This is a genomic window from Microbacterium sp. Clip185 (assembly GCF_028743715.1).
GTDB lineage: Bacteria > Actinomycetota > Actinomycetes > Actinomycetales > Microbacteriaceae > Microbacterium.
The window spans coordinates 2,640,870-2,662,463 of record NZ_CP117996.1 but is presented as its reverse complement, the minus strand read 5'-3'; the positions used below and the strand labels follow the sequence as shown (position 1 = coordinate 2,662,463).

At 69.7% G+C, this 21,594-nt stretch carries 25 protein-coding genes; 17 read left to right on the top strand and 8 right to left on the bottom strand.

Annotated features, from left to right (window positions below; translation table 11 throughout):
- Positions 1-83: 83 nt before the first annotated feature.
- Positions 84-707 carry a TetR/AcrR family transcriptional regulator gene (locus PQV94_RS12920; RefSeq protein WP_274286208.1) on the top strand — a complete coding sequence of 208 codons (624 nt, stop codon included), beginning with the start codon at positions 84-86 and terminating at the stop codon, positions 705-707.
- Here PQV94_RS12920 and PQV94_RS12915 read toward each other — a convergent pair.
- The gene (locus PQV94_RS12915) at positions 691-1,692 is read right to left on the bottom strand and encodes an o-succinylbenzoate synthase (protein WP_274286207.1); all 1,002 of its coding nucleotides are present in this window, start codon (positions 1,690-1,692) and stop codon (positions 691-693) included. The genes PQV94_RS12920 and PQV94_RS12915 overlap by 17 nt on opposite strands.
- 34 nt (positions 1,693-1,726) lie before the next feature.
- Here PQV94_RS12915 and PQV94_RS12910 point away from each other — a divergent pair, with 34 nt between their 5' ends.
- From PQV94_RS12910 to PQV94_RS12890, 5 genes are read left to right on the top strand one after another with little or no spacing between them, the layout of a single operon-like run.
- Positions 1,727-2,524, top strand: coding sequence for an LLM class F420-dependent oxidoreductase (locus tag PQV94_RS12910; RefSeq protein WP_274286206.1), 798 nt, complete (start codon positions 1,727-1,729; stop codon positions 2,522-2,524).
- Between the two features lie 2 nt (positions 2,525-2,526).
- Positions 2,527-3,429, top strand: coding sequence for a 1,4-dihydroxy-2-naphthoyl-CoA synthase (locus tag PQV94_RS12905; RefSeq protein ID WP_443192690.1), 903 nt, complete (start codon positions 2,527-2,529; stop codon positions 3,427-3,429).
- Entirely contained in the window at positions 3,426-4,556 is a 1,131-nt protein-coding gene (locus PQV94_RS12900) for an AMP-binding protein (RefSeq protein ID WP_274288285.1), read from the top strand. Before PQV94_RS12905 ends, PQV94_RS12900 begins: the two co-directional genes overlap by 4 nt.
- 25 nt (positions 4,557-4,581) lie before the next feature.
- Entirely contained in the window at positions 4,582-5,541 is a 960-nt protein-coding gene (locus PQV94_RS12895) for a 1,4-dihydroxy-2-naphthoate polyprenyltransferase (protein WP_443192689.1), read from the top strand.
- A 13-nt stretch (positions 5,542-5,554) separates the two neighbouring features.
- Positions 5,555-5,980: a GNAT family N-acetyltransferase gene (locus PQV94_RS12890; RefSeq protein WP_274286205.1), complete on the top strand. Its 426-nt coding sequence runs from the start codon at positions 5,555-5,557 to the stop codon at positions 5,978-5,980.
- Between the two features lie 4 nt (positions 5,981-5,984).
- Here PQV94_RS12890 and PQV94_RS12885 read toward each other — a convergent pair whose 3' ends face one another.
- The gene (locus tag PQV94_RS12885; RefSeq protein ID WP_274286204.1) at positions 5,985-6,251 is read right to left on the bottom strand and encodes a DUF4229 domain-containing protein; all 267 of its coding nucleotides are present in this window, start codon (positions 6,249-6,251) and stop codon (positions 5,985-5,987) included.
- Between the two features lie 70 nt (positions 6,252-6,321).
- On the opposite strand from PQV94_RS12885, the gene PQV94_RS12880 reads away from it, so the two are divergent.
- On the top strand, positions 6,322-6,708 hold the full coding sequence (locus PQV94_RS12880) for a PLDc N-terminal domain-containing protein (protein WP_274286203.1): 387 nt from the start codon (positions 6,322-6,324) through the stop codon (positions 6,706-6,708).
- A gap of 1 nt (position 6,709) precedes the next feature.
- Positions 6,710-8,485, top strand: a complete 1,776-nt coding sequence (gene menD, locus PQV94_RS12875) for a 2-succinyl-5-enolpyruvyl-6-hydroxy-3-cyclohexene-1-carboxylic-acid synthase (RefSeq protein WP_274286202.1) — start codon at positions 6,710-6,712, stop codon at positions 8,483-8,485.
- A 4-nt stretch (positions 8,486-8,489) separates the two neighbouring features.
- On the opposite strand, the gene PQV94_RS12870 is transcribed toward menD, so the two are convergent.
- The gene (locus PQV94_RS12870; RefSeq protein ID WP_274288283.1) at positions 8,490-9,731 is read right to left on the bottom strand and encodes an isochorismate synthase; all 1,242 of its coding nucleotides are present in this window, start codon (positions 9,729-9,731) and stop codon (positions 8,490-8,492) included.
- 141 nt (positions 9,732-9,872) lie between these two features.
- Between PQV94_RS12870 and PQV94_RS12865 the strand changes: the two genes are divergently transcribed.
- The 8 genes from PQV94_RS12865 (at position 9,873) to PQV94_RS12830 (ending at position 17,047) form a co-directional block, all read left to right on the top strand.
- On the top strand, positions 9,873-10,550 hold the full coding sequence (locus PQV94_RS12865; protein WP_274288282.1) for a class I SAM-dependent methyltransferase: 678 nt from the start codon (positions 9,873-9,875) through the stop codon (positions 10,548-10,550).
- Positions 10,551-10,598: 48 nt separating this feature from the next.
- Entirely contained in the window at positions 10,599-11,660 is a 1,062-nt protein-coding gene (locus tag PQV94_RS12860; protein WP_274286201.1) for a polyprenyl synthetase family protein, read from the top strand.
- 74 nt (positions 11,661-11,734) lie between these two features.
- The gene (locus PQV94_RS12855; RefSeq protein ID WP_274286200.1) at positions 11,735-13,108 is read left to right on the top strand and encodes an FAD-dependent oxidoreductase; all 1,374 of its coding nucleotides are present in this window, start codon (positions 11,735-11,737) and stop codon (positions 13,106-13,108) included.
- 50 nt (positions 13,109-13,158) lie between these two features.
- The gene (locus PQV94_RS12850) at positions 13,159-14,130 is read left to right on the top strand and encodes an alpha/beta hydrolase (protein ID WP_274286199.1); all 972 of its coding nucleotides are present in this window, start codon (positions 13,159-13,161) and stop codon (positions 14,128-14,130) included.
- 121 nt (positions 14,131-14,251) lie between these two features.
- Positions 14,252-14,818 (top strand): manganese efflux pump MntP, encoded by a 567-nt coding sequence (locus PQV94_RS12845; protein ID WP_274286198.1) that lies wholly within the window; start codon positions 14,252-14,254, stop codon positions 14,816-14,818.
- Positions 14,819-15,107: 289 nt separating this feature from the next.
- Complete coding sequence (locus PQV94_RS12840; RefSeq protein WP_274286197.1) at positions 15,108-15,740, top strand: TetR/AcrR family transcriptional regulator; 633 nt, start codon at positions 15,108-15,110, stop codon at positions 15,738-15,740.
- A gap of 122 nt (positions 15,741-15,862) precedes the next feature.
- A complete protein-coding gene (locus PQV94_RS12835; RefSeq protein WP_274286196.1) occupies positions 15,863-16,627 on the top strand; it encodes an L-threonylcarbamoyladenylate synthase in 765 nt (254 codons plus the stop codon).
- 114 nt (positions 16,628-16,741) lie between these two features.
- Positions 16,742-17,047 (top strand): hypothetical protein, encoded by a 306-nt coding sequence (locus tag PQV94_RS12830; protein ID WP_274286195.1) that lies wholly within the window; start codon positions 16,742-16,744, stop codon positions 17,045-17,047.
- Positions 17,048-17,063: 16 nt separating this feature from the next.
- On the opposite strand, the gene PQV94_RS12825 is transcribed toward PQV94_RS12830, so the two are convergent.
- The 4 genes from PQV94_RS12825 to PQV94_RS12810 all read right to left on the bottom strand — a co-directional run bounded on the left by PQV94_RS12825 (position 17,064) and on the right by PQV94_RS12810 (position 20,067).
- Positions 17,064-17,600, bottom strand: a complete 537-nt coding sequence (locus PQV94_RS12825) for an RNA polymerase sigma factor (RefSeq protein ID WP_274286194.1) — start codon at positions 17,598-17,600, stop codon at positions 17,064-17,066.
- Between the two features lie 96 nt (positions 17,601-17,696).
- Positions 17,697-18,077 carry a YybH family protein gene (locus tag PQV94_RS12820; RefSeq protein ID WP_274286193.1) on the bottom strand — a complete coding sequence of 127 codons (381 nt, stop codon included), beginning with the start codon at positions 18,075-18,077 and terminating at the stop codon, positions 17,697-17,699.
- Between the two features lie 232 nt (positions 18,078-18,309).
- Positions 18,310-19,173, bottom strand: coding sequence for a hypothetical protein (locus tag PQV94_RS12815; RefSeq protein WP_274286192.1), 864 nt, complete (start codon positions 19,171-19,173; stop codon positions 18,310-18,312).
- Between the two features lie 114 nt (positions 19,174-19,287).
- Positions 19,288-20,067, bottom strand: a complete 780-nt coding sequence (locus PQV94_RS12810; protein ID WP_274286191.1) for a hypothetical protein — start codon at positions 20,065-20,067, stop codon at positions 19,288-19,290.
- Positions 20,068-20,555: 488 nt separating this feature from the next.
- Between PQV94_RS12810 and PQV94_RS12805 the strand changes: the two genes are divergently transcribed.
- The gene (locus tag PQV94_RS12805; RefSeq protein ID WP_274286190.1) at positions 20,556-20,948 is read left to right on the top strand and encodes a hypothetical protein; all 393 of its coding nucleotides are present in this window, start codon (positions 20,556-20,558) and stop codon (positions 20,946-20,948) included.
- 125 nt (positions 20,949-21,073) lie between these two features.
- Here the strand turns inward: PQV94_RS12805 and PQV94_RS12800 are convergent, their stop codons facing one another.
- A complete protein-coding gene (locus PQV94_RS12800) occupies positions 21,074-21,523 on the bottom strand; it encodes a DUF4352 domain-containing protein (protein WP_274286189.1) in 450 nt (149 codons plus the stop codon).
- Between the last annotated feature and the right edge of the window lie 71 nt (positions 21,524-21,594).

Genomic DNA, 21,594 nt, shown 5'->3' with positions numbered 1-21,594 from the left:
TACAACTGTGTATCCTAGAGTCGCCTCCGTGGTGAACCTGGGCGATCGATGAGAGCCACATGGATGTGGTGGAAGGAGAGATCGTGACGCAACCGGCCGTGCCCCGAAGTCGGGAGAACACACGCGCGCGGCTTCTCGCCGCCGCGTCCGAGGTCTTCGCCGAACTGGGCCTGGAAGGCGCATCCGTCGAGGCGATCTGCGAGCGTGCGGGCTTCACGCGCGGCGCCTTCTACTCCAACTTCGCCTCCAAAGAGGAGCTGCTGCTCGGGCTGATGCAGCAGGTCGCCGATCAGAAGCTGGAGCAGGTGACGGAGCGAGTGCGCGAGCTCGGCGAGGACACCTCGGTCGAGCGCAATGTCGCCGAGCTCGTTACGAGCGTTCTCGATGTCGGAACCGATGTGCCCTCGGGTGTCGTGCTGATGAGCGAGATCCGCACGAACGCGATGCGCGACGAGCGGCTCGCCGAGGCCTACCTCGCCTGGGAGGCCGCCATGGCGGAGCGGGTCGCGCAGATCATCGGCGATATCGCGGGTGCCTACCGGCTGCGCCTGCGCATCCCCGCGATCGAGTTCGCACGCCTCATCCTCGACGTGTGGGACGCCACCTGTGCCTTCGCGGTGATCTCGGGCCTCGCGCCCCCGGCCGCCAAGGATCTGCTGACCCAGCGCACGGCGACGCTGGCGGCGGCGGTCACGGACTCGGAGTGAGTCCGGACTCGCTCACCAGCCGGTAGCACCGCTCGAGCCGGTCCTCCCACCAACGGCGGCGGTCGGGATCGGCGGCAGAGGCGCGCAACAGGTCCGCATCCGGCACCGCACGTCGCACCTCGATCGCGCCGCCGTCGGCATGCAACGGCTCGGCGGTCACGTCGGCGGCCAGCAGCGACGCTGTTCCCAACCCGCAGTCGTAGTCCAGCTCGGGCAGCGCCGCGGCCAGCGCGAGCCCCATTCCGAGACCCACCGAGGTGTCCAGGGCGCTCGAGACGACGGCGGGCAGTCCCGCATCCCCGACGATCCGCAGCGCCCGGCGCACACCGCCGAGCGGCGCGGCCTTCACGATCAGCAGATCGGCCGCTTGCTCGCGGGCGACGTGCAGCGGATCGGCAGCCTTGCGCACGCTCTCGTCGGCCGCGATGTCGATGCCGGAGCGGTGCACACGCCAGCGGAGCTCGGCGAGCTCGGCAACGCTCGCGCACGGCTGTTCCGCGTACTCGAGGTCGTATTCGGCGAGCCCGCGCAAGGCGTGCTCCGCCTCATCGACGTTCCATCCGCCGTTCGCGTCGATGCGGATGCGGCCGGCCGGCCCCATCGCCTCGCGCACCGCGGCGACCCGTGCGATGTCGTCGGCCAGGGTCTGTCCGGCTTCGGCGACCTTCACCTTCGCGGTGCGGCAGCCGTCGAAGTGGCTGAGCACCTCCGCCACGTCGGCGGCGGCGACGGCGGGCACGGTGGCGTTGACCGGGATGCGGGTGCGCACCGCATCCGGCTGCGGATTCCAGGCGAAGTCGATCGCGGCGGCCAGCCAGGTCGCCGCCTCGTCGTCGCGGTACTCGGTGAAGGGCGAGAACTCCGCCCAGCCGGCGGGACCCTCGAACAGGAGCGCCTCGCGCACGTCGATGCCGCGGAAGCGGGTGCGCAGCGGAAGGGCGACGACGTGGAGGTTCGAGCGGATGTCGGCGAGCGTGGGAGTCACTGCTCCATTGTGCTGTCGGTCGTAGGCTGATGGCATGCCTCTTCTCGATACTCCGGTCCGTCTCGGGCTCCAGCTCCAGCCGCAGCACGCCGCCTACTCCGACATCCGCGACGCCGTCGTGCGGTTCGAGGACATGGGCGTGGACATCCTCTTCAACTGGGATCACTTCTATCCGCTGCACGGCGACCCTGACGGTGCACACTTCGAGTCCTGGACCATGCTCGCCGCGTGGGCGGAGCAGACCGAGCGCGTCGAGTTCGGCGCCCTCGTGAACTGCAACAGCTACCGCAACCCCGACCTGCAGGCGGACATGGCCCGCACGATCGACCACATCAGCGCCAAGGGGGGCGAGGGGCGGTTCATCTTCGGCACGGGGTCGGGCTGGTTCCAGCGCGACTACGACGAGTACGGCTACGAGTTCGGCACCGCGGGCTCGCGTCTGAACGACCTCGCCGACGGCCTCGCGCGCGTGACCACTCGATGGGGCAAGCTGAACCCGGCGCCGACCCGCCGCATCCCGATCCTGATCGGCGGCGCGGGGGAGCAGAAGACGCTGCGTCTGGTCGCACGCCACGCCGACATCTGGCACAGCTTCGTCGCGCCCGAGGACATCGCCCACAAGGTCGGCGTGATCGAGAGGTGGGCCGAGACGGAGGGCCGCGATGTGTCGAACCTCGTGATCTCGAACGAGCTCAAGGACCGCGACGAGGAGTACGCAGACGCGCTGTTCGCCGCGGGCGTGCGCACCTTCACGCTGGGACTCAACGGCCCCGACTACGACCCGGAGATCGCTCGCCGCTGGCTGCGCTGGCGCGACGCGAAGAACGGCTGAGCGTGAGCGTTTCTGAACTCTTCGACCCGGCCGAGTGGGAACTCGCCCCGGGTGCCGATTCCTACACCGACATCACGGCGCACGTATCGCGCGACGGCCGCATCGCGCGCATCGCGTTCGACCGCCCCGAGGTGCGAAACGCTTTCCGCCCGCACACGGTGGACGAGCTCTACCGCGCGCTGGATGCGGCCCGCCAGAACCCGCGCATCGGGGTCGTCCTGCTCACCGGCAACGGCCCGAGTCCGAAGGACGGCGGGTGGGCCTTCTGCTCCGGCGGCGACCAGCGCATCCGCGGCCGCGACGGCTACAAGTACTCCGACGACCAGGCGACGGTGGCGGATCCCGCTCGGGCGGGGCGCCTGCACATCCTCGAGGTGCAGCGCCTGATCCGCTTCATGCCGAAGGTCGTCATCGCCGTGATCCCCGGCTGGGCGGCCGGGGGCGGCCATTCGCTGCACATCGTCGCCGATCTGTCGATCGCCTCGGCGGAGCACGGTCGGTTCAAGCAGACGGATGCGGATGTGGGCTCCTTCGACGCGGGATACGGCTCGGCGTACATGGCCCGTCAGGTCGGCCAGAAGATCGCGCGTGAGGTGTTCTTCCTGGCGGAGGAGTACTCGGCTCAGCGCGCGTACGAGATGGGTGCGGTCAACCGTGTCGTCCCGCATGCCGAGCTCGAGCGGGAGGCCATCGCGATGGCGCGCACGATCCTCACGAAGTCGCCCACGGCGATCCGGATGCTGAAGTTCGCCTTCAACGCCGTCGACGACGGGCTCGTGGGGCAACAGGTGTTCGCCGGCGAGGCGACCCGCCTGGCCTACGGCACAGATGAGGCGGTCGAGGGTCGGGACGCGTTCCTCGAGAAGCGTGAGCCGGACTGGTCGCCCTACCCGTGGCACTACTGACCGCCAGAGCTCCGTCGGCGCCCGGCGCCCGCGGGGTGCTGGGGGCGGTGCGCGCGGCTCTCGAAGGCGCGGGCCCCGCCGTTCACCTCGGCGGCACGGCTCCCGTGTCGGTGCCGCCGGGGGTGGCAGCGGTCGTCACGACCTCGGGGTCGACCGGCTACCCGAAGGACGTGCTGCTCAGCCGCAGCGCGCTCATCGCGAGTGCGAGCGCCACGGCTGCGCGGATCGGCGAGGGCGCCTGGCTGCTGGCGCTGCCGGCGACCTACGTGGCAGGCCTGCAGGTGCTCGTACGTTCACTGCTGGCGGGCCACGAACCGGCGATCCTGGAGGGCCACTTCTCGGTCGAGGGCTTCATCGCCGCCTCGCGGGGCATGGCCTCGGCCGCGCACGGCGCACGCACGCCGACCTACACCTCTCTCGTCCCCGCGCAGGTGAACCAGCTGATCGCCGCCGCTGACGCGCCGGAGGTGCGTGCGGCCCTCGCCTCGTTCGAGGCGATCCTCGTCGGCGGGCAGGCGCTCCCTGACGCTGTGCGTGAGCGGGCCGCATCCCTCGGTGCGCGCATCGTGCGCACCTACGGGGCGAGCGAGACGAGCGGCGGATGCGTGTACGACGGCGTGCCGCTGGACGGGGTGCACGTGCGGATCGCCGACGGCGAGGTGCAGCTGTCGGGGCCGATGCTGGCCGAGGGCTACCGCGACGACCCTGCGCGCACAGCCGCCGTGTTCGTGCGCGACGACGAAGGGCGGCGCTGGTACCGCACGGGCGACGCCGGCTCGTTCGACGACGGACGCCTGCGGATCACCGGTCGCCTCGACAACGTGATCGTCTCGGGTGGCATCAATGTGTCGCTCGATCGGGTGGAGCGCGTCGTGCGCGCACTTCCCGGGTTCGCGGACGCGGTCGTCGTGGGTGCGTCGCACGAACGGTGGGGGGAGACACCCGTGGTCGTCGTGCCGGGAGTGGATGCGGCCGCATCCGCTCGCCTCGACGAGGTGCGGGCTGCGGTCGGCGCCGACCTCGGAGCGCCGGCACGCCCCGATCGCATCGAGGTGGTCTCGAGCGTGCCATTGCTTTCCAGCGGCAAGCCGGACCGCCGAGCACTGCGGGCGCTCGTCGAGCGCTGATCCCGCCGCAATAGGATTGCTGCTCGTGGCCAGTAAGACGAGGAAGAAGCGACCCGGCGTCTCGGGCAACCCCCAGAAGGCGCGCGCGCAGGTCGGTCCGCGCCCTGCGCAGCGCGCGGGCGTGGGGGATTGGATCGAAGGCGCACGGCTCCGCACGCTTCCGCTCGCCGTATCGCCGGTGCTGCTGGGCACGGGCGCGGCGCTCGTCATCGACAACGCCCTGCACTGGCTGCTCGCCCTCGGCTGCCTGGCCGTCGCCGTGCTCCTGCAGATCGGTGTGAACTTCGCCAATGACTACAGCGACGGCGTTCGCGGCACGGACGACTTCCGTGTCGGGCCCGCTCGTCTGACGGGCGCCGGCAAGGCGAAGCCGCGCACGGTGCTGATCGTCGCCCTCACCTTCTTCGCGTTGGCCGCGCTCGCGGGACTCGCCCTCACCATCCGCACACAGCAGTGGTGGTTCCTCGCCGTGGGCGCCGTGTGCATCGTCGGAGCGTGGTTCTACACCGGAGGCAAGCGCCCCTACGGCTACGCGGGCCTCGGCGAGGTCGTCGTCTTCGTGTTCTTCGGTCTCGTTGCGACCCTCGGAACGACCTGGGTCCAGGTGCAGGTCCTGCCGCAGGAGGCCTGGTTCGGCGCGGTCGCTGCGGGTCTGTTCGCCTGCGCCGTGCTGCTGGCCAACAACCTGCGCGACATCGTGCCCGACAGGAAGGCCGGCAAGAAGACGCTGAGCGTGCGGATCGGCAAGCGGGCGACGCAGGTGCTGTTCAGCGTGATCGTGCTCGTGCCTTTCGCGATCTCGATCTTCCTGGCGTTGTTCTACCCGCCCGCGTGGCTCACCCTGCTCGTGCTGCTGCTGGTGCTTCCCGCCATCCTCATCGTGTGGACGTACCGCGAGCCGAAGGAGCTGGTGGTCGCGCTGAGTCTCACCTCGCTCGGCTCGCTCGCGTACGCGGCGCTCGTGTTCTGGGCGCTTCACGGCTGAGCGGCGGGCGATCATGGTCTTCGTCGCGGACACCGATCCGGCTCGCCTCGACCGCGCCTGGATCTGGCGGATGCTCTCGAGCGAGGTGTACTGGCATCGGTGGCGTTCGCGGGAGCAGATCGAGCAGCAGATCGATGGGGCCTGGCGCGTCGTGGGCGTCTACGACGACGTCTCCGGTGCGCAGGTGGGCTTCGCGCGCGCGGTGTCGGACGGCGTCAACGACGCCTATCTCGCCGACGTCGTGGTGGACCCGTCCGCGCGCGGGGCGGGCGCAGGCAAGCTTCTCGTACGCACCATGATCGACGAGGGTCCCGGTGCCGAGTTCCGCTGGACCCTCTTCACCGCCGACGCGCACGAGCTGTACCGGCAGTTCGGCTTCGACACCCCCGATGCGAGCGCCATGGTCAGGCCCGGCTCGCGTCAGGTGCGCGAGAGCTGAGGACTCAGTCGCCGGATGCGGCGTCTTCTGCTTCCGCGTCGTCGGCACCGAAGGGGCGGCGAGGCTCGCGCGGCTTGCCGAGATCGGCCGTCGCCTCGGCGAGGGGCCGGCGCAGGAAGAGGATGGACAGGCTCAGCCCGATCAGAGCGGCGAAGATGGCCGCGAGCCAGTACAGCTCCTGGAAGACGGGCAAGAGCATGAGGATCGCGAACGGCACGAGGAACGCGAGAACGCGCAGCACGGAATAGACGATCGCGGGACGGGCCTTCACCCCCTCATCCTACGCGTCGACCGACTGCGCTCTCGGGGCCCGCGCAGGCCACGCGGCCTAGGATGGGGGAATGGTCCGGCTCCTGCTCATTCTGGCGCTGGTTGCCGTCGTCTTCTGGGTCTACACGGTCGTGGACTGCGCGGTGCAACCGGCATCGCGCCACCGCGGCGTGAGCAAGGGCACCTGGATCGTCATCGTCATCCTGCTGCCGGTGGTCGGCGGCATCCTGTGGTTCGTGACGGGACGGGCGCGCAAGAACGCGGCACCGGTGCGCCGGGCGCCCGACGACGACCCGGACTTCCTGCGCACGATCGGCTCGATCAGTGATCAGGACGAGCGCATCCGCCGGCTGGAAGAGGAGCTGGCTCAGCTCGACTCCGACGACGACACGCCCCGCTCGCCGGAGGCGCCGGGGCATCCCGCGCCGCGCCGGCCCGACGAGGACGAGCCGCGCTGAGATGACGACGCCTGAAGACGCCGGCCGTGCGCCGGCGACGGATGCGGCTGCGGCGCTGCTCGCGCGGCTTCTGGAGCGGGGTGTCGAGCACATCGTGGTGAGCCCCGGCTCGCGGTCGCAGGCGCTCGCACTCGTCGCCGCTGCCGCCGAGACCTCGGGGCGCGTGCGTGTGCACGTCCGCATCGACGAGCGGGTCGCTGGCTTCACCGCCCTCGGGATCGGGCGGGAGTCCGGCGTGGCTGCGGCCGTGGTCTGCACCTCGGGCACCGCTGTCGCGAACCTCATGCCGGCGGCCCTCGAGGCGCATCACGCGGGCGTCCCGCTCCTGCTGCTCACCGCCGACAGGCCCCCGGAACTGCGCGGCGTCGGAGCGAACCAGACCACCCGCCAGCCGGGGCTGTTCCAACCCGCGACGCGTCTCGACATCGACGCGCCGGTGCCCGACGCGATCGACCCCGACGGTTCGTCACCGCAGAGCCGGATGTTCCGCCGGCTCGCCGATGACGCCTTCGACGCCGCTCACGGCGCCGGCACCCGCCCCGCCGGGCCCGTGCACGTCAATCTGCCCTTCCGCGAGCCGCTGGCAGGCGCCCTTCCCGCGTGGTTCGAGGGCTCCGGCGCCGACGACTCCGCCTCGCAAGAGGAGGAACCCGCATCCGGGGCGCTCTACCAGGGCGGCGGCGGGATCGGCGAGTCCGACGTTCCCGAGGAGCCCGGCACCGCTCCGCTGCTGCTGGCGCGCGGGCCGCGAACGGTCGTGATCGCGGGGGCGGATGCGGGAGGCGAGGCCGAGCGCGTGTCGTACGAGGGCGGCTGGCCGCTCATCGCGGAGATCGTCAGCGGGGCCCGGTTCGGGCGCCTGCTCGTGCACGGCTACCGGCAGGCGCTGTCGGATCCCGAACTCGGCGGGCGCGTCGAGCGCGCCGTCGTGTGGGGCCATCCCACGCTGAGCCGAGAGGTCACGGCCCTCCTGCGGCGCGACGACGTCGAGGTCATCGCGGTGCGCGGCCCCGGCGAGCCGTTGAACCTCAACGGTCGCACGACCGCCGTGGATGCGGTCGCCGTCGCACCCGGCGACGCCGATCGTGCATGGCTCGGCGAGTGGATGCGCATCTCCCGTGCCGCATCGGTCGATCTCTCTCCTCCCGCGCCCGACGCGGACGGGCTCGCCTCCGCCGTGCCGCGCGAGAGGCTTTCGGCGGTCTCGGCCGAGCTCGACGTCCTGCGGGCGCCGCTCGATCGCGCGGCGCTCGTCGACGCCGTGTGGCGCGCGAGCTGGCCGCACGACCGTCTGGTCTTCGGTTCTTCCCGCCTCGTCCGCGTCGCCGATCAGGTACTCGGCGGCAAGAAGGTGCCGGTGCACGCGAACCGTGGCCTCGCCGGCATCGACGGCACGGTCGCGACCGCGACGGGCGTGGCGATCGCGAGCCAGGACGAGGGCCGCCCGGGCGTGACCCGCGTGCTGCTGGGGGACCTGACGCTCCTGCACGACGTCGGCGCTCTGCTGCTGCCCTCGGCGGAGGCAGAGCCCCGCATCCAGGTGATCGTGGGCAACGACGGCGGCGGCACGATCTTCGACGGGCTCGAGGTCGCGAGCGTCGCGGATGCGGCCGCCATCGACCGCGTGCAGTACACGCCCCAGTCGGTGCGGCTGGAGCATCTCGCGCTCGCCTACGGGTGGGAGTATCGCCGGATCACCACGCGGTCGGCGCTCGATCAGGCGCTGACCTCGCCCGCCGGCGGCCGGCAGCTCATCGAGGTGCCGCTGGAGCGCTGAGCGCTCAGGCGAGTGCGTCGACGATCGGCCGGAACTTCACGCGCGTCTCCAGCAGCTCGGACTCCGGGTCGCTCGCGGCGACGATGCCGGCACCCGCGTAGGCGGTCAGGGAGATGTCGGCGCCCGTGTCGGCGACGTCGAACTGTGCGCAGCGCAGCGCGATGGCCCATTCGCCGTCGCCGGCCTGATCGATCCATCCGACGGGGCCCGCGTAGCGACCGCGGTCGAAGGGCTCCAGACGGCGGATGACGTCGAGGGCGGCCGGTGTCGGGGTGCCGGCGACGGCAGCCGTCGGGTGCAGCGCCGCGACGAGATCCAGGGCGGATGCCGTGTCGGAGAGCGTGCCTTCGACGTCGGTCGCCAGGTGCCAGACGTTCGGCAGCTTGAGCGTGAACGGCTGCTCGCTCGAGCGCAGTGCGCGGGTGTGCGGATCGAGGGCTGCCAGGACGCTGCGCACCGCGAACTGATGCTCGTCCTGATCCTTCGTGCTGGTCGCGAGGGCGAGCGCGGCGGCCGCATCCGCGTCCGGATCCGCGCCGCGGGCCGTGGTCCCGGCGAGCACGCGGGCGGTGACGGTGCCCTGCTCGACGGTCACGAGGGTCTCGGGACTGGCGCCGATCAGCCCGTCGACGGCGAACGCCCAGGTGTCGGGGTAGCCGGAGGCAAGGGCACGTACGAGGCGGCGCAGGTCGGAGCCGGCGGGCACGGTGCCGGCGAGATCTCGCGCGAGCACGACCTTGCTGACCTCGCCCGCCGTGATCGCGGCGACGGCCTCGCGGACCGAGGCGATGTAGCCGGCGGGATGCTGGCGGCCAGGTCCCAAGGTGGCGGACCAGTGCGCGCCGTAGGGCGTCGCCACGGGGGCGATGGTCGCCTCGTCGCTCCAGCGGATGCGGGTGAGCCAGGAGCGGCCGTCGCGGCGCCCGATCACGACCGGGGCGACGAGCAGGGCGCCCGGCCTCTCAGAACGGCGATCGAAGGGGAGCGCGCCGAAGGCGACGAGACCCGTGCCGGGGATCTCGAGCGGGTCGTCCACGACCGCGGCCGAGGCCAGCTCTCGCCAGCGGTCGGCCCGCGCATCGGCGTCGGATGCGAAGGGGAGCGCGAGCGGCTCGCCGAGACCTACCATTCCCTCGCCCCGGCGCTGCCACACGAGGGGGCGCGCGGGGTCGGTGAAGGCCAGCAGATCGTCGATCGGGTCGATCTCGCGGGTCTCGACCAGCAGCCGAGGACGCGAGGCACGAATCACCCTCCCAGCCTAGACTCGCGCCGCCCTGGCAGGGCTCCGCGAGAGGGGTGCGAGCTCACGCCGTAGGCTGGGGGCGTGAGTGAGAGCCCCGACCAGCACCGCGCCGACCTCGGCAAGGATCCGGGCCGTGTCAGCGGCATGTTCGACGAGGTCGCCGCCGGCTACGACCGCACCAACACGGTGCTCAGCCTCGGCAACGACCGACTCTGGCGCGTCGCGGCGACGCGAGCGATCGCGCCGCGGGCCGGGCAGCGCATCCTCGACCTCGCCGCCGGCACCGGCGCGAGCGCGGTGGCCCTGGCCCGCAGCGGTGCGGACGTCGTCGCCGCCGACTTCTCGCCGGGGATGATCGCCGAGGGCGTGAAGCGCCACGGGCACATCATGAACCTCACCTTCCAGGAGGCGGATGCCACCGCCCTCCCGTTCGAGGACGCCTCGTTCGACACCGTCACGATCTCGTTCGGCCTGCGCAACGTCAACGACCCGCACGCGGCGCTCGCCGAGATGCGCCGCGTGACCAAGCCCGGTGGCCGTCTCGTGGTGTGCGAGTTCTCGCACCCGCCGCATCCGCTGTTTGCCGGTCTCTACCGCTTCTACAACGACCGCGTCCTGCCGATCGTCGCCCGCCGCGTCAGCTCGAACGCAGACGCCTACGACTATCTCAACGAGTCGATCAAGGACTGGCCCGACCAGCGCACGCTCAGCGCCTGGATTCGGGACGCGGGATGGGTGGACGTCGCGCACCGCGACCTCACATTCGGCATCGTGGCGCTGCATCGCGCGCGTGCGCCGTTCGCCGATCCCGCAGCGAACTGACGGTTCACAGCGGGTCGAGCGCCTGCGGCCCGCGGGTAGGCTAGAGGAGTGACACGGAGCCCCTCTGCGCCTGGCGCGCACCTCGCGAACAGACTCGGTCTCGCCGATCGCGTCTTCGCCGGTCCCGTCTCCCGCCGACTGCAGAAGACCGTCGAAGACGGACTGGCCAAGGTCGAGGCCCACCTCGCCGAGGAGCTGCACGTGGCGGACGCGCTCGCCGATGCCACCAGCCGCTACCTCTACGAGGCGGGCGGCAAGCGGGTGCGCCCGATGCTGACGGTGCTCACCGCGCAGCTCGGCGACGGCGTCAATGAGCAGGTCATCGACGCCGCATCCGCTCTCGAGCTGACGCATCTCGGCTCGCTGTACCACGACGACGTCATGGACGGTGCGGACGTGCGCCGGGGTGTGCCCGCCGCGCACTCCGTCTGGGGCAACAGCGTCGCCATCCTCACCGGAGACCTGCTCTTCTCCCGCGCGAGCCAGATCATGTCTCGTCTGGGCGACAAGGCCATGAAGCTGCAGGCCGACACCTTCGAGCGCCTCGTTCTGGGACAGATGCACGAGACCGTCGGCCTCCAGGCGGGCGATGACCCCGTCGACTTCTACCTGCAGGTGCTGAGCGACAAGACGGGCTCGCTCATCGCGGCCTCCGCGCAGGCCGGCGTCCTGTTCTCGCACGCGCCGCTCGACTACGAGCAGCCGCTGCTGACCTTCGGCGAGAAGGTCGGGGTGGCGTTCCAGCTGCTCGATGATGTCATCGACCTCTCAGCGGATGCGACCGAGACCGGCAAGGTCCCCGGCACCGACCTGCGCGCGGGCGTGCCCACCATGCCGTACCTCCTGCTCGGACGCCTCGAGGATGCGGCATCCGTCGACCTGCTCGCGCGCATCGACGCCGGTGTGGCACAGATCGCCGACGGGGCCGACCCGGCACTGCTGGACGAACCGCTGGCGGAGTTGCGCGAACACGCCGCGACCGAGCAGACCCTGGCGCTCGCGCACGAGTGGTCGGATGCGGCGGTCGCTGCACTCGAGCCGCTCCCGCGCGGTGCGGTCCGCGAGGCGCTGACGCGGTTCGCGGACGCGGTCGCCGATCGCAGCAGCTGATCTCCGCACCTGCGACCCAGAGCGCTCGAGGCGTCGCCACCGGCGCCGCTGTACCCCTCGAAAGGACCCCCCCCATGACCAAGCTCCGGCTGGCCATCGTCGGCGCAGGACCCGCGGGAATCTACGCGGCCGACATCCTGCTGAAGGCCGAGCGGGCGTTCGATGTGTCGATCGACCTGTTCGAGCACCTCCCCGCTCCCTACGGCCTCGTGCGCTACGGCGTGGCGCCCGACCACCCCCGGATCAAGGGCGTGATCACCGCCCTGCGCGACGTGCTCGACCGTGGCGACATCCGCCTGTTCGGCAACGTGCGCTTCGGTGAGGACATCACCCTCGACGACCTGAAGAAGCACTACAACGCCGTGATCTTCGCGACCGGAGCGATCCGCGACGCGGACCTCGACATCCCCGGCATCGACGCGGAGGGCTCCTACGGCGCCGCGGACTTCGTGAGCTGGTTCGACGGACACCCCGACGTGCCGCGCACCTGGCCGCTGGATGCCTCGTCGGTCGCCGTCATCGGCAACGGCAACGTCGCCCTCGATATCACCCGCATGCTCGCCAAGCATGCCGTCGATCTGCTGCCCACCGAGATCCCGGACAACGTGCACGCCGGCCTCGAGGCCTCCACGATCACCGACGTCCACGTGTTCGGGCGCCGCGGTCCCGCCCAGGTGAAGTTCACGCCGCTCGAGCTGCGAGAGCTCGGCGAGCTGCGCGACGTGGACATGGTCGTCTACGACGAGGACTTCGACTACGACGAGGCGTCGCTCGCCGCGATCGCGAGCAACAAGCAGGTCAAGGTCATCGACCGGGTGCTGCAGGAGTGGCGCACCCGTCCGGGCGTGAACGGTGCGGGCGGCGAAGCGTCTCGTCGGCTGCACCTGCACTTCTGGGCCAAGCCCGTCGAGGTGAAGAAGGATGCGGCGGGCCGTGTAGCGGCGTTGGTCTACGAGCGCACGCGTCCCGACGGTGAGGGCGGCGTCGCAGGTACCGGCGAGCTGCGCGAGCTCCCGATCCAGCAGCTGTACCGCGCCGTCGGATACTTCGGCTCACCGCTTCCCGGGGTCCCGTTCGACGAGCGTCACGGTGTCATCCCGAACCACGAGGGCCAGGTGCTGCACCCCGACTCGAACGAGGTCGTCCCCGGCGTCTACGCCACGGGTTGGATCAAGCGCGGACCGGTGGGCCTGATCGGGCACACGAAGTCCGACGCGATGGAGACGGTGCGTCACCTCATCAACGGGCAGGCATCGTGGTGGCAGCCGGAGGACGCCTCGCCGGAGGCGATCCCGGCCCTGCTCGCCGAGCGCGGCGTGCGCTGGACCGACCTCGAGGGATGGCACCGGCTCGATGAGCACGAGATCGCCCTCGGCGCCCCCGTCGAGCGCGCACGTATCAAGGTCGTGCCGCGCGACGAGATGGTGGCGATCTCCCGGGGCGAGTGAGGTCAGGGTCGCTCGGTCGCGTCACTCGCGCCCGTCGCTAGGCTGACGGCATGAGCGCCTGGGTTCCCGACATCCTCGGGCTCGGGTTCGCGCAGCAGACCCTGCCTTTGGATCTCGCTGCGGACGACGGTCCGCTGGTGGCGACTCTCGTGCGATTGCTGCCGCATCCGTTCGGCCGGGTCTTCGCACCTCTGCGCGACGTCGACGTGCTGTACGTGCACGGGTGGTCGGACTACTTCTTCCAGACCGAGCTGGCCCAGTTCTGGACTCGTCTCGGTGCGCGCTTCTACGCCCTCGACCTGCACCGGTACGGTCGGAGCCTGCGCGAGGGGCAGGTGCCCGGCTATGCCGACAGCCTCGACGAGTACGACGCCGACATCGCCGCGGCGCTCGCCGCGATGGGGTCGCGCGGCAACAGGCGCCTCGTGCTGCTCGGACACTCCACCGGCGGGCTGACGCTGTCGCTGTGGTCCGCGCGCCACCCGGGCATCGCATCCGCGCTCGTGCTCAACAGTCCCTGGCTGGAGTTCCAGATCGGCTCGTTCGGGCGTCAGGCGATCGCGCCCCTCGTCCAAGCTCGAGCCCGCGTGCAGCCGCGCGGTTCGCAGCCCGTCGTTGACCTCGGGTTCTACACGCGGGCCCAGACCGAGCTCGGCGTGCTGCCGGTCCCGGGCTACCGCGAGCAGTGGCGCCCCGCGCAGGGTTTCGTGACACATCCCGGATGGCTGCACGCCGTCCTGGAGGGGCACGCCCGCATCGCCGCCGGTGTGGATGTGGGAGCGCCCGCCTTCGTCCTGCTCTCCACACGGTCGTCGTCGCCGATCCGGTGGAGCGAGCAGATGACCTCGACCGACTCAGTGCTGGTGGTCGACGACATCGCGCGCGCCGCCCTGAAGCTCGGCCCGCTCGTGACGATCGCGCGCATCGAAGGTGCCGTGCACGATGTCTTCCTGTCGGCGCCCGAACCGCGCCGCCGTGCGTACGCGGAGCTGGAACAGTGGGCGCGCGCACGCTTCCACTGATGTTGGGTGCGCCGAAAAGCTGACAATCGCGCGCTGGAGTTGAGTTCGGTTTTCCGAAATCGGCAGGCTGGATGACGCGGGCGATCGCTCCGCATCCTCCCACCATCCCACCAGGAGCGTCATGTCGTTCTGGGCACTGCCTCTGCTCGCCGTCGGTGTCTCCGCCGATGCCTTCGCGGTCGCCCTCGGCAAGGGTCTGCAGCTGCGCTCCCAGATCGTGCGCAATGCCCTCGTGCTGGCGCTCGCGTTCGGTCTCGCGCAGGCGCTCATGCCGCTGCTCGGCTACCTGCTCGGAAGCGCTTTCGCCGCGTTCATCGAGCCGTTCGATCACTGGGTCGCCTTCGCGCTGCTCGCTGCGGTCGGGGTGAAGATGCTCTGGGAGGCGCTGACGCCGGACAAGGACGGTGCGGAAGCAGGAACCTCGCGCCTCTCGACGCGCGAGACGATCCTGCTCGCCGTGGCCACCTCGATCGACGCGCTCGCGGTGGGACTGAGCTTCGCGTTCTTGAACTTCCCGGTGTGGATCGCGGTCATCGCGATCGGCGTCGTGACGTTCGTGCTGTCGTTCGCTGCGGTGCTCATCGGGCACCGCATCGGCACCCGATTCCGTCGCCCGGCGGAGATCGTGGGTGGCCTCGTGCTGATCGGCATCGGCACGCAGATTCTGATCTCGCACCTCACCGCCTGACGGCCCGCGCCTGTCGCTCAGAAAAGCCCCTCCCGGTGAGGGGAGGGGCTACACGACACGACATCGCGCTTCACACGACGACGATGACCCGAACATCCTCGGCGCGCGGTGTTGCTTCGCTCCAGACTTCCACCTCGTCGTCGGTCGCGGGAGAATGTGAAACGACTCTCATGACGTTCTCACGCGAGACGCGTGGAGTCGTGATGCGGATCGTCAGGGTGCCCGAACCCGATGCGACCACGTGGTCTGATAGGCGGGTGGGCGTTCCGCCGGTGAAGAGAGGTGCGCGATGAACAAGCGGCAGCAGGGCATGGCCGAGACGCGACGCGCGATCATCGAGGCCGCCGGTGCGCAGTTCGCCGCTTACGGCTACGAGGGGGCGTCCTTCGCGCGCGTCGCCGAGGCCATGGGAAGGCCGAAGTCCGCTATCGGTTACCACCAGTTCGCTTCGAAAGCGGCGCTCGCAGCGGCCGTGGTGGAGACGCAGCAGGAGCGTTGGCGAGCCATCGAGGCGGGCCTGGATCGCCCGCACGGGCTCGAGCGGCTGGCTGCGTTCCTGTTGGCGACATCGCTGGACGCGCGGAGCTGTCCGATCGCGGCCGGCGCGACGCGTCTGCTGCACGAGCGCGCACAGGTGGATGCCGACCTGCCGGAGAACTTCGACTGGCACGGGATGATTGCGGCCGAGCTGAACGCTGCCGCGCAGCAGGCGGGCCGCCCCGAGGTCCCGCCGTACGCGCCCGAGCTGGTTCTCGGGGCGACGTTCGGGGTGTTCGAGACGGCCGACGACGTGGACGATGCGGCCTTCGCTGCGCGCCTGGCCTCGCTCTGGTCTCCGCTGTTCGCGTCGTTCGGCTTGCCGGATGCGGAGAGCGCCGTGCAGCGGGTGATCGACGAACCCCATGCGGCCCTCGTACGCTGACTCCCTTTTCTTGCCCCTCGCATAACCGACGGCTACTCCGCCCACAGGTATTCACCAGACGATCGTCTAGTGAATGCCTCGACGAACGTCGGGGAGGGGAGGAGAACGTGAACGGTACGCGGATGGCATGGAGCACGGCGGCGCGGCTGGAGTCGGTCGCGCTTCTCGGTGCGCCAGGAGGAATGGTCGTTGCTCCGACGAAGGTCGGCTACATCGTCATGGCGACCGATCGCGCGGGCCTCGAGCGCAAGTTCGACGCCAAGCAGCGCTCGCGCACGAAGCCGGGCGTCGTGCTGGTGAGTTCGCTCGACATGCTCCGGCGGCTGGCGCACCTGACGCCGGAGATCGAGGCGCTGTATGAGCGGTGCTGGCGGGAGGATCTTCTGCTCGGCTGCATCCTGCCCTGGCGGGAGAGTGCTCTGGCGCTGATCCCGGCGGACGGCTCGGGCGATCTGGTCATGGATGCGCGATGGACCTCGTGCTTCGTCATCCGCTTCGGGGCTCCCTCGGAGGCCATCGCTGCCGATCTCTGGGAGAACCACGGCCTGCTGACGTTCGCGAGTTCGGCGAACCCGTCCGGTCAGGGCAATCGGGGACTGATCTCCGGAATCGGCGAGCGGATCGAGCGCAGTGCCGACCTGCTCATCGAGGCGGACGATTACGTCGCATCGAACCAGCCCGGTGTGGGGGCGGACGAGCGGTTCGAGCAGGGAGTGATGGTCTCGATGGTCGATCGCGCAGGCACGCTCGTTCCCGAGCAGCACGGTCAGCGCTCGGTCACGCCCGCGCCGACGTTGATCCGGAGAGGGCTCGCGCTCGAGCGCATCATGTCGCTGCTCGCCCAACAGTTCCCGAGCTGGGACTACCGCCACGGCGAGTACTACTGATCGCGTCTGCGGGGTCGCCTTGGCAATCGACTAGACGATCGTCTAGCTTGGTGGATGGGCGCCGACGCGGGTCATCGCGCCGGCGGAATCGCCTCCGATGCAGAGGACGTGACCATGATCCGCACGCTCGCGCGGCTGGGTGCCGGCCGCACCGCCGCGACGCTCGTCGTCATCGCGGGAGTGACGTCGCTGGGCGCGGGAGCCGCTGTCGGCCTCGCTCGACCGGCCGCCAGCGCGTCGCCGGTGGGAGTGAGCCCCTTGCGGGTCGAGGGGCCGGCGTTCTCCGGCGGAGAGTCTGCTCCGGGGCACTGCATCGGCGCGGCGTCGAATTCGCCCGTGTGGATCGGAGCGGACGTCGATGCTGCCCCACAGGCCGGGTGCCGTGGCGTGCAGTGGCACGAGCCGCGCATCTGGCGTTAGGGCTTGGGGGCGGCGGTCAGTCGCCGGCTTCCATGCCCGCCTTGCGGCAGGTGGCGAGCGCTTTGCGGGCACGTGCGACGCGTTGACGCACGGCTGCGGCGCTCAGGCCCAGCCGGTCGGCGATCTCGGCGCTGGACAGGCCGTCGACGACGCTCAGCAGAAGCGGTCGGCGCAGGTCGTCGGACAGGTCGTTGATGGCACCGAGCGCGCCGGTCAGCAGGAGCCGTGTCTCGACGTCGATGGCGATGTCGGCGTCACCGCCGCGGTCATCGACGAGCGGACCGACGTGGTGCCTCCCTCGGTGCCGGGCGAGGTCATAGGCGGCACTTCGGGCGATCGTGTCGAGCCACGAGCACATCTGTCCGGGCTCCGGCGAATGGATGCGCTCGACCGCGCGCCAGGCGCGCATGACCGCGTCCTGCGCGACATCGTCCGCGTCGGACGGATCGACTCCCAGCGAGATGGAGCGCCGCCGCAGGCGTTGCGGGTCGGACCGGATCATCGCCTCGAGGGCGGCATGAGGGCCGGACGAGGCGGGTGACGCTGACGACATGGCGGTGTTCATTCGATCGGAAGGGTGCCGCAGAATCCTACCGAGGTCGGTGATGGGCGGGGGCGGCTCTCGGCGTCGTCCCCGCCCGCTCGCAGGTCAGACGGTGCCGAATGGGTTGTCGATCGCGTAGCGCCAGCCGTGCTCCTCGTCGAAGACGGCGACGTCGGCTGTGCTGCCGCCGAGGGCGACCTGGCTGCCGTCTGCGGCGGTTCCCTCGAGCTTCCAGTCGGCGATCGCGAGGCCGACGGCGCCGTTGACGAAGACGTTGCGCACGGTCATCGATATCGGCAGGCCGATCGCGAGGAACTGCTCCAGGGCGCCCGCGACCGCGAGGTCGCCGGTGACCGGCTGTCCGGGCGCGGGGACGAAGACCGCGCCGGGCGCGTTGAGGGCAGTCAGTGCGGTGAGATCGCGCGCGTTGAAGCGTCGGGCGAACTCGGCGGGAAGCTGGTCGAGCGAGGTGACGGGGGAGGTCATTGTCTTCCTTTCCATGTGACCGCGAGGTGCGGTCACAGAGGAAGACGCTTCCGACGCCGAGGTGTGACGAGAAAGCTCGTCAGCCCCGCTTTACCGGTAGTTCGTGAACTGTGCCGAGGTGGTTGTCGTTGGTTGTCGGATGTTGTTTTGTGCTGTTGACCAGGCATGGAGATGTTGTCCGCGACTGTCGGATATAGGTCTCGGTGGGGATTTCTGCGGACTGAGTGCGGACTCATCCGGCGCGCGCAGTATCCAACGCTGTGGCGATCCGCTCGGCGCGCTTCGTCCGCAGCTTGCGGAGCTCGACCGCCGCCTCGGCGGATACGACGCAGAGGCCGTCGAACGCGCGTTGCAGCGCGACAAACTGATCGAACAGAGAGGGCTCAGGTCCGGCCGCCCAGAACAGCAGGACCGAGTGTTTGCGACTCTGCGTGAGCGACTCGGTGCCGTACAGTGCAGCCTCCGTCTCTCCTGCGGTGACAGCGACGGTCCAAGGGCTATCCAGCACCTCGTCAAGGGCTCGCTGGCGCGAACGAACGCGTTCACGTCGCACGAGATCGAGCACAGCCGTGGGGTGTGTTCGTGCGAGCGCTGCTGCGATCGACCGGGTGACGGGCCACGGCAGGAACCAGATGCCGTCCTCGTGGAGAGCCTCAGGATCCGCCACCAGATCGGCTGCATCTAGCGCAGCTGCCCGAGCGAGCGCGGCGACGTCATGCACTTCAAGGACTCCTCGCCCACCACCTCCCTCGAGGTCCGCAACAGTGCATGGAACCACCGCGGCGAGAACACTCCATGCCGCGTCTCTTTCGTCGCTGTCGGGGCGGTGGCGGTTGAGTCGCTCCCACCGAGACTCCCTCGCGAGATACGCCTCCCGGTATGGCCAAGGAACACGCAGCCGACCCGCTGGTACCCATTCGGCGCGCCCGCCCTGGTCCTGGTCGAGGTGCTGAATGCGGACGTTCTTGGGCTCGAGTGATGGCACGACGACAAGCTCGACACGATGCCACTTCTGGGATTTGGGACTCCAGTAGAGCCAGGCGCTACCTTCGTCGCTGGGGCCAGGCGTTTGACGCCGGTTGTGCTGCTCGTCCATGGCCCGACAGTAGGACAGGCCGTTTGGTGGCCAGAAGGATCGATCCCGCCGGGGCTGTGCATCGTCGGGCCCGCGACGAGTGGACAGGCGTCGTCGCGGGCCCGACGGTAGCGGTTAGGCCGCGTGCTGCAGGTTGACGCGGCGGCAAGACTCCGACATCCACTGGAGGTCGTTCGCCAAGGACGTCGCTGCCGCCGCGGGCATGTCGACGTCGTTGCGCTTGAGGACCAGGCAGACGGAGTAGTCAGGTGCTTCGCGCTCGCTGCTCACGAAACGCTCCACCGAGAGCTCGTAGTCCTCCGTCTCTGTGTCGTCGGCGACGTGCGTGTCACCGGCGGCGTCGTGCACCAACTCCCTGCATCGGTCGTCATCACAGGGAATGACCTTGGGGGAGTCGTCCCGAGCTTCATAGAGAAAGTGCGTCTCGTCTGCGTCGAGGTAGTGGCGCGAGTACTTAAACCGCCATGCACGTTCGCCGGCATCATCGAGGTAGGGTCGCCACCCGTGGCGCTCGAACCGGCCGGATCGCGCTTCCTCGATGGTGCGGCGGAGGAAGTCGTAGTCGTCGCGGTTCGCGCCGGGAGCGAGGAGTACCTCGAAGCGGTAGGCGCCATCTCGGTTGCGGACATGGATCTGGCCAGCGCGTCGGTACCAGGTCAGGTTCGCGGCTTGCCACACCTGCGTGCGGCTCTGTGAGGTGAGCGTGCTGACGATGATGGGGGCGTCGGCGAGGTGTTCGTTCGCCCAGTCGACGTCCGTGCTGTTCAGGTCGGGGCGCGGTACGAGACTGAAGCCGCTTCGATTGTTGGGGGATCCCGCCGCGAGGATCTCGATCTCGGGGTCTGCGGCGACCGTTCCCGGACGTGCTTCGCGCTGTACGCTGTCGTTGCTCATTGGGGTTCTCTCCCGATGGTCAGGCCCTCGTCGCGGTTGCAGCCGCGGCGGGGGCGTTCTCGTTGTTTCAGTTCTGCGCCGGGCTCGCTGTGGGCCGGTGTGGGATGACAGTAAGCCCGCCCTCTCGACTTTGTCAACCGGGTTATGTAACCTGGTTTAGTGAGTGATGACGAAGCGACAAACCAAAGCCGACATGACGAACTACTCGCAGCCCTCGGCGAGCTCGGCGGTCAACTCCGCGAGGTAGACGCTCGGCGAGCAGAGCTACTACTTCGAAGGCATGAGCTCGTCGTCGAAGCGCGCGCGCGTGGAATCACGTGGCGGACCCTCGCCGCCACGCTCGACATGACAGAGGCGGGGCTCATTAAGGCAGCGCGTCGGAGCCCCTGAGCCATACGTTCCGAGAGTCCAGTCGCGTACGCGGTGCGCCCGGTCTTGGCGTCGGGTCTATGCTTCGGACGCAGGATCACTTATCTGGGGGATGAGAGATGACCGACGAGCAACGCGCATCGCACCAGCCGCAAGAGGTCGTCGTCCCCAGCGGCGCAGCGCCTAAACACCGCAGGTGGGCATGCCTGATCGGCATCCCGCTGCTGGTGCTGCTGCTGGGTGGGTTCGCTTACGTACTACCGACTTGCAGCCCAACCTTCATCGGAGTGGCCAAGGTAGCTGTCGCGGTCCTCGGGGTTCTGACAGCGATTGGGCTGGCTTATGCGGACTCCGAGCCCATCAGCCGTGGCGAGGAGAGTGCCGCCCAGCGCGCCTTGTGGTGCAGGGACCGAGTGAAGCTACTCACACACGGCGCTCTCATCGCGATTGCGCTCTTCGTGACCGGGGTGACTTGGATTGAGAACTTCCAGCCCGACGTGTGCGGAATCTGATCGCTCATGCCGGCGAGCCTGCGGATTACCTGGCGCGCCCTCGCAGCGACTCTCGGCATGACAGAGCAAGGGCTCATCAAGGCGTCCCTCCGGAGCCAGTGATTCAGCTGGACGCCTCGCGGGGGTCAGAGAGCCCAGCGGGCTCCTTCGCCCAGGTCATTCTGGTAGCGAACAGTCGTGATTTGTGCGCCGTCGTTGACGACGAAGGTGATCCACCCGCGCTTGCATTCGCCGGGGTTCAGGGTGCCTGAGCCGAAACCGTAGTCGGGTTCCGGGAACTGGCTGTACCCGGTGCTGGACATTGTGAAAGTACGGTTGTCGTCGGCGACCAGCTGCCATGGTCCGCCGCTTACGGGGAAGGGCTGGGATCCGGTGTTGCAGCCTTCGACCTCCACCGAAGCCCAGTGGTTACCGGCGCTCTGAGGCGCGGGAGCGTTCGGGGCAGATTCGAGCTGGACTGAATGAACTGTGGCGCTGAAGGTGGAGAACTGGGCAGTCGCACCCATCGCGAGAGGCGCGGCAACTGCCGGAGTTGTTGGCGTTGCTGTGACAGTTTCGGTGACCGTGACGGTCACGGTTGGAGCCGGCTGCGGTGACGCGCAACCTGAAAGGCCGACGACTGCCGCGGCGACGACGAGTGATGCTC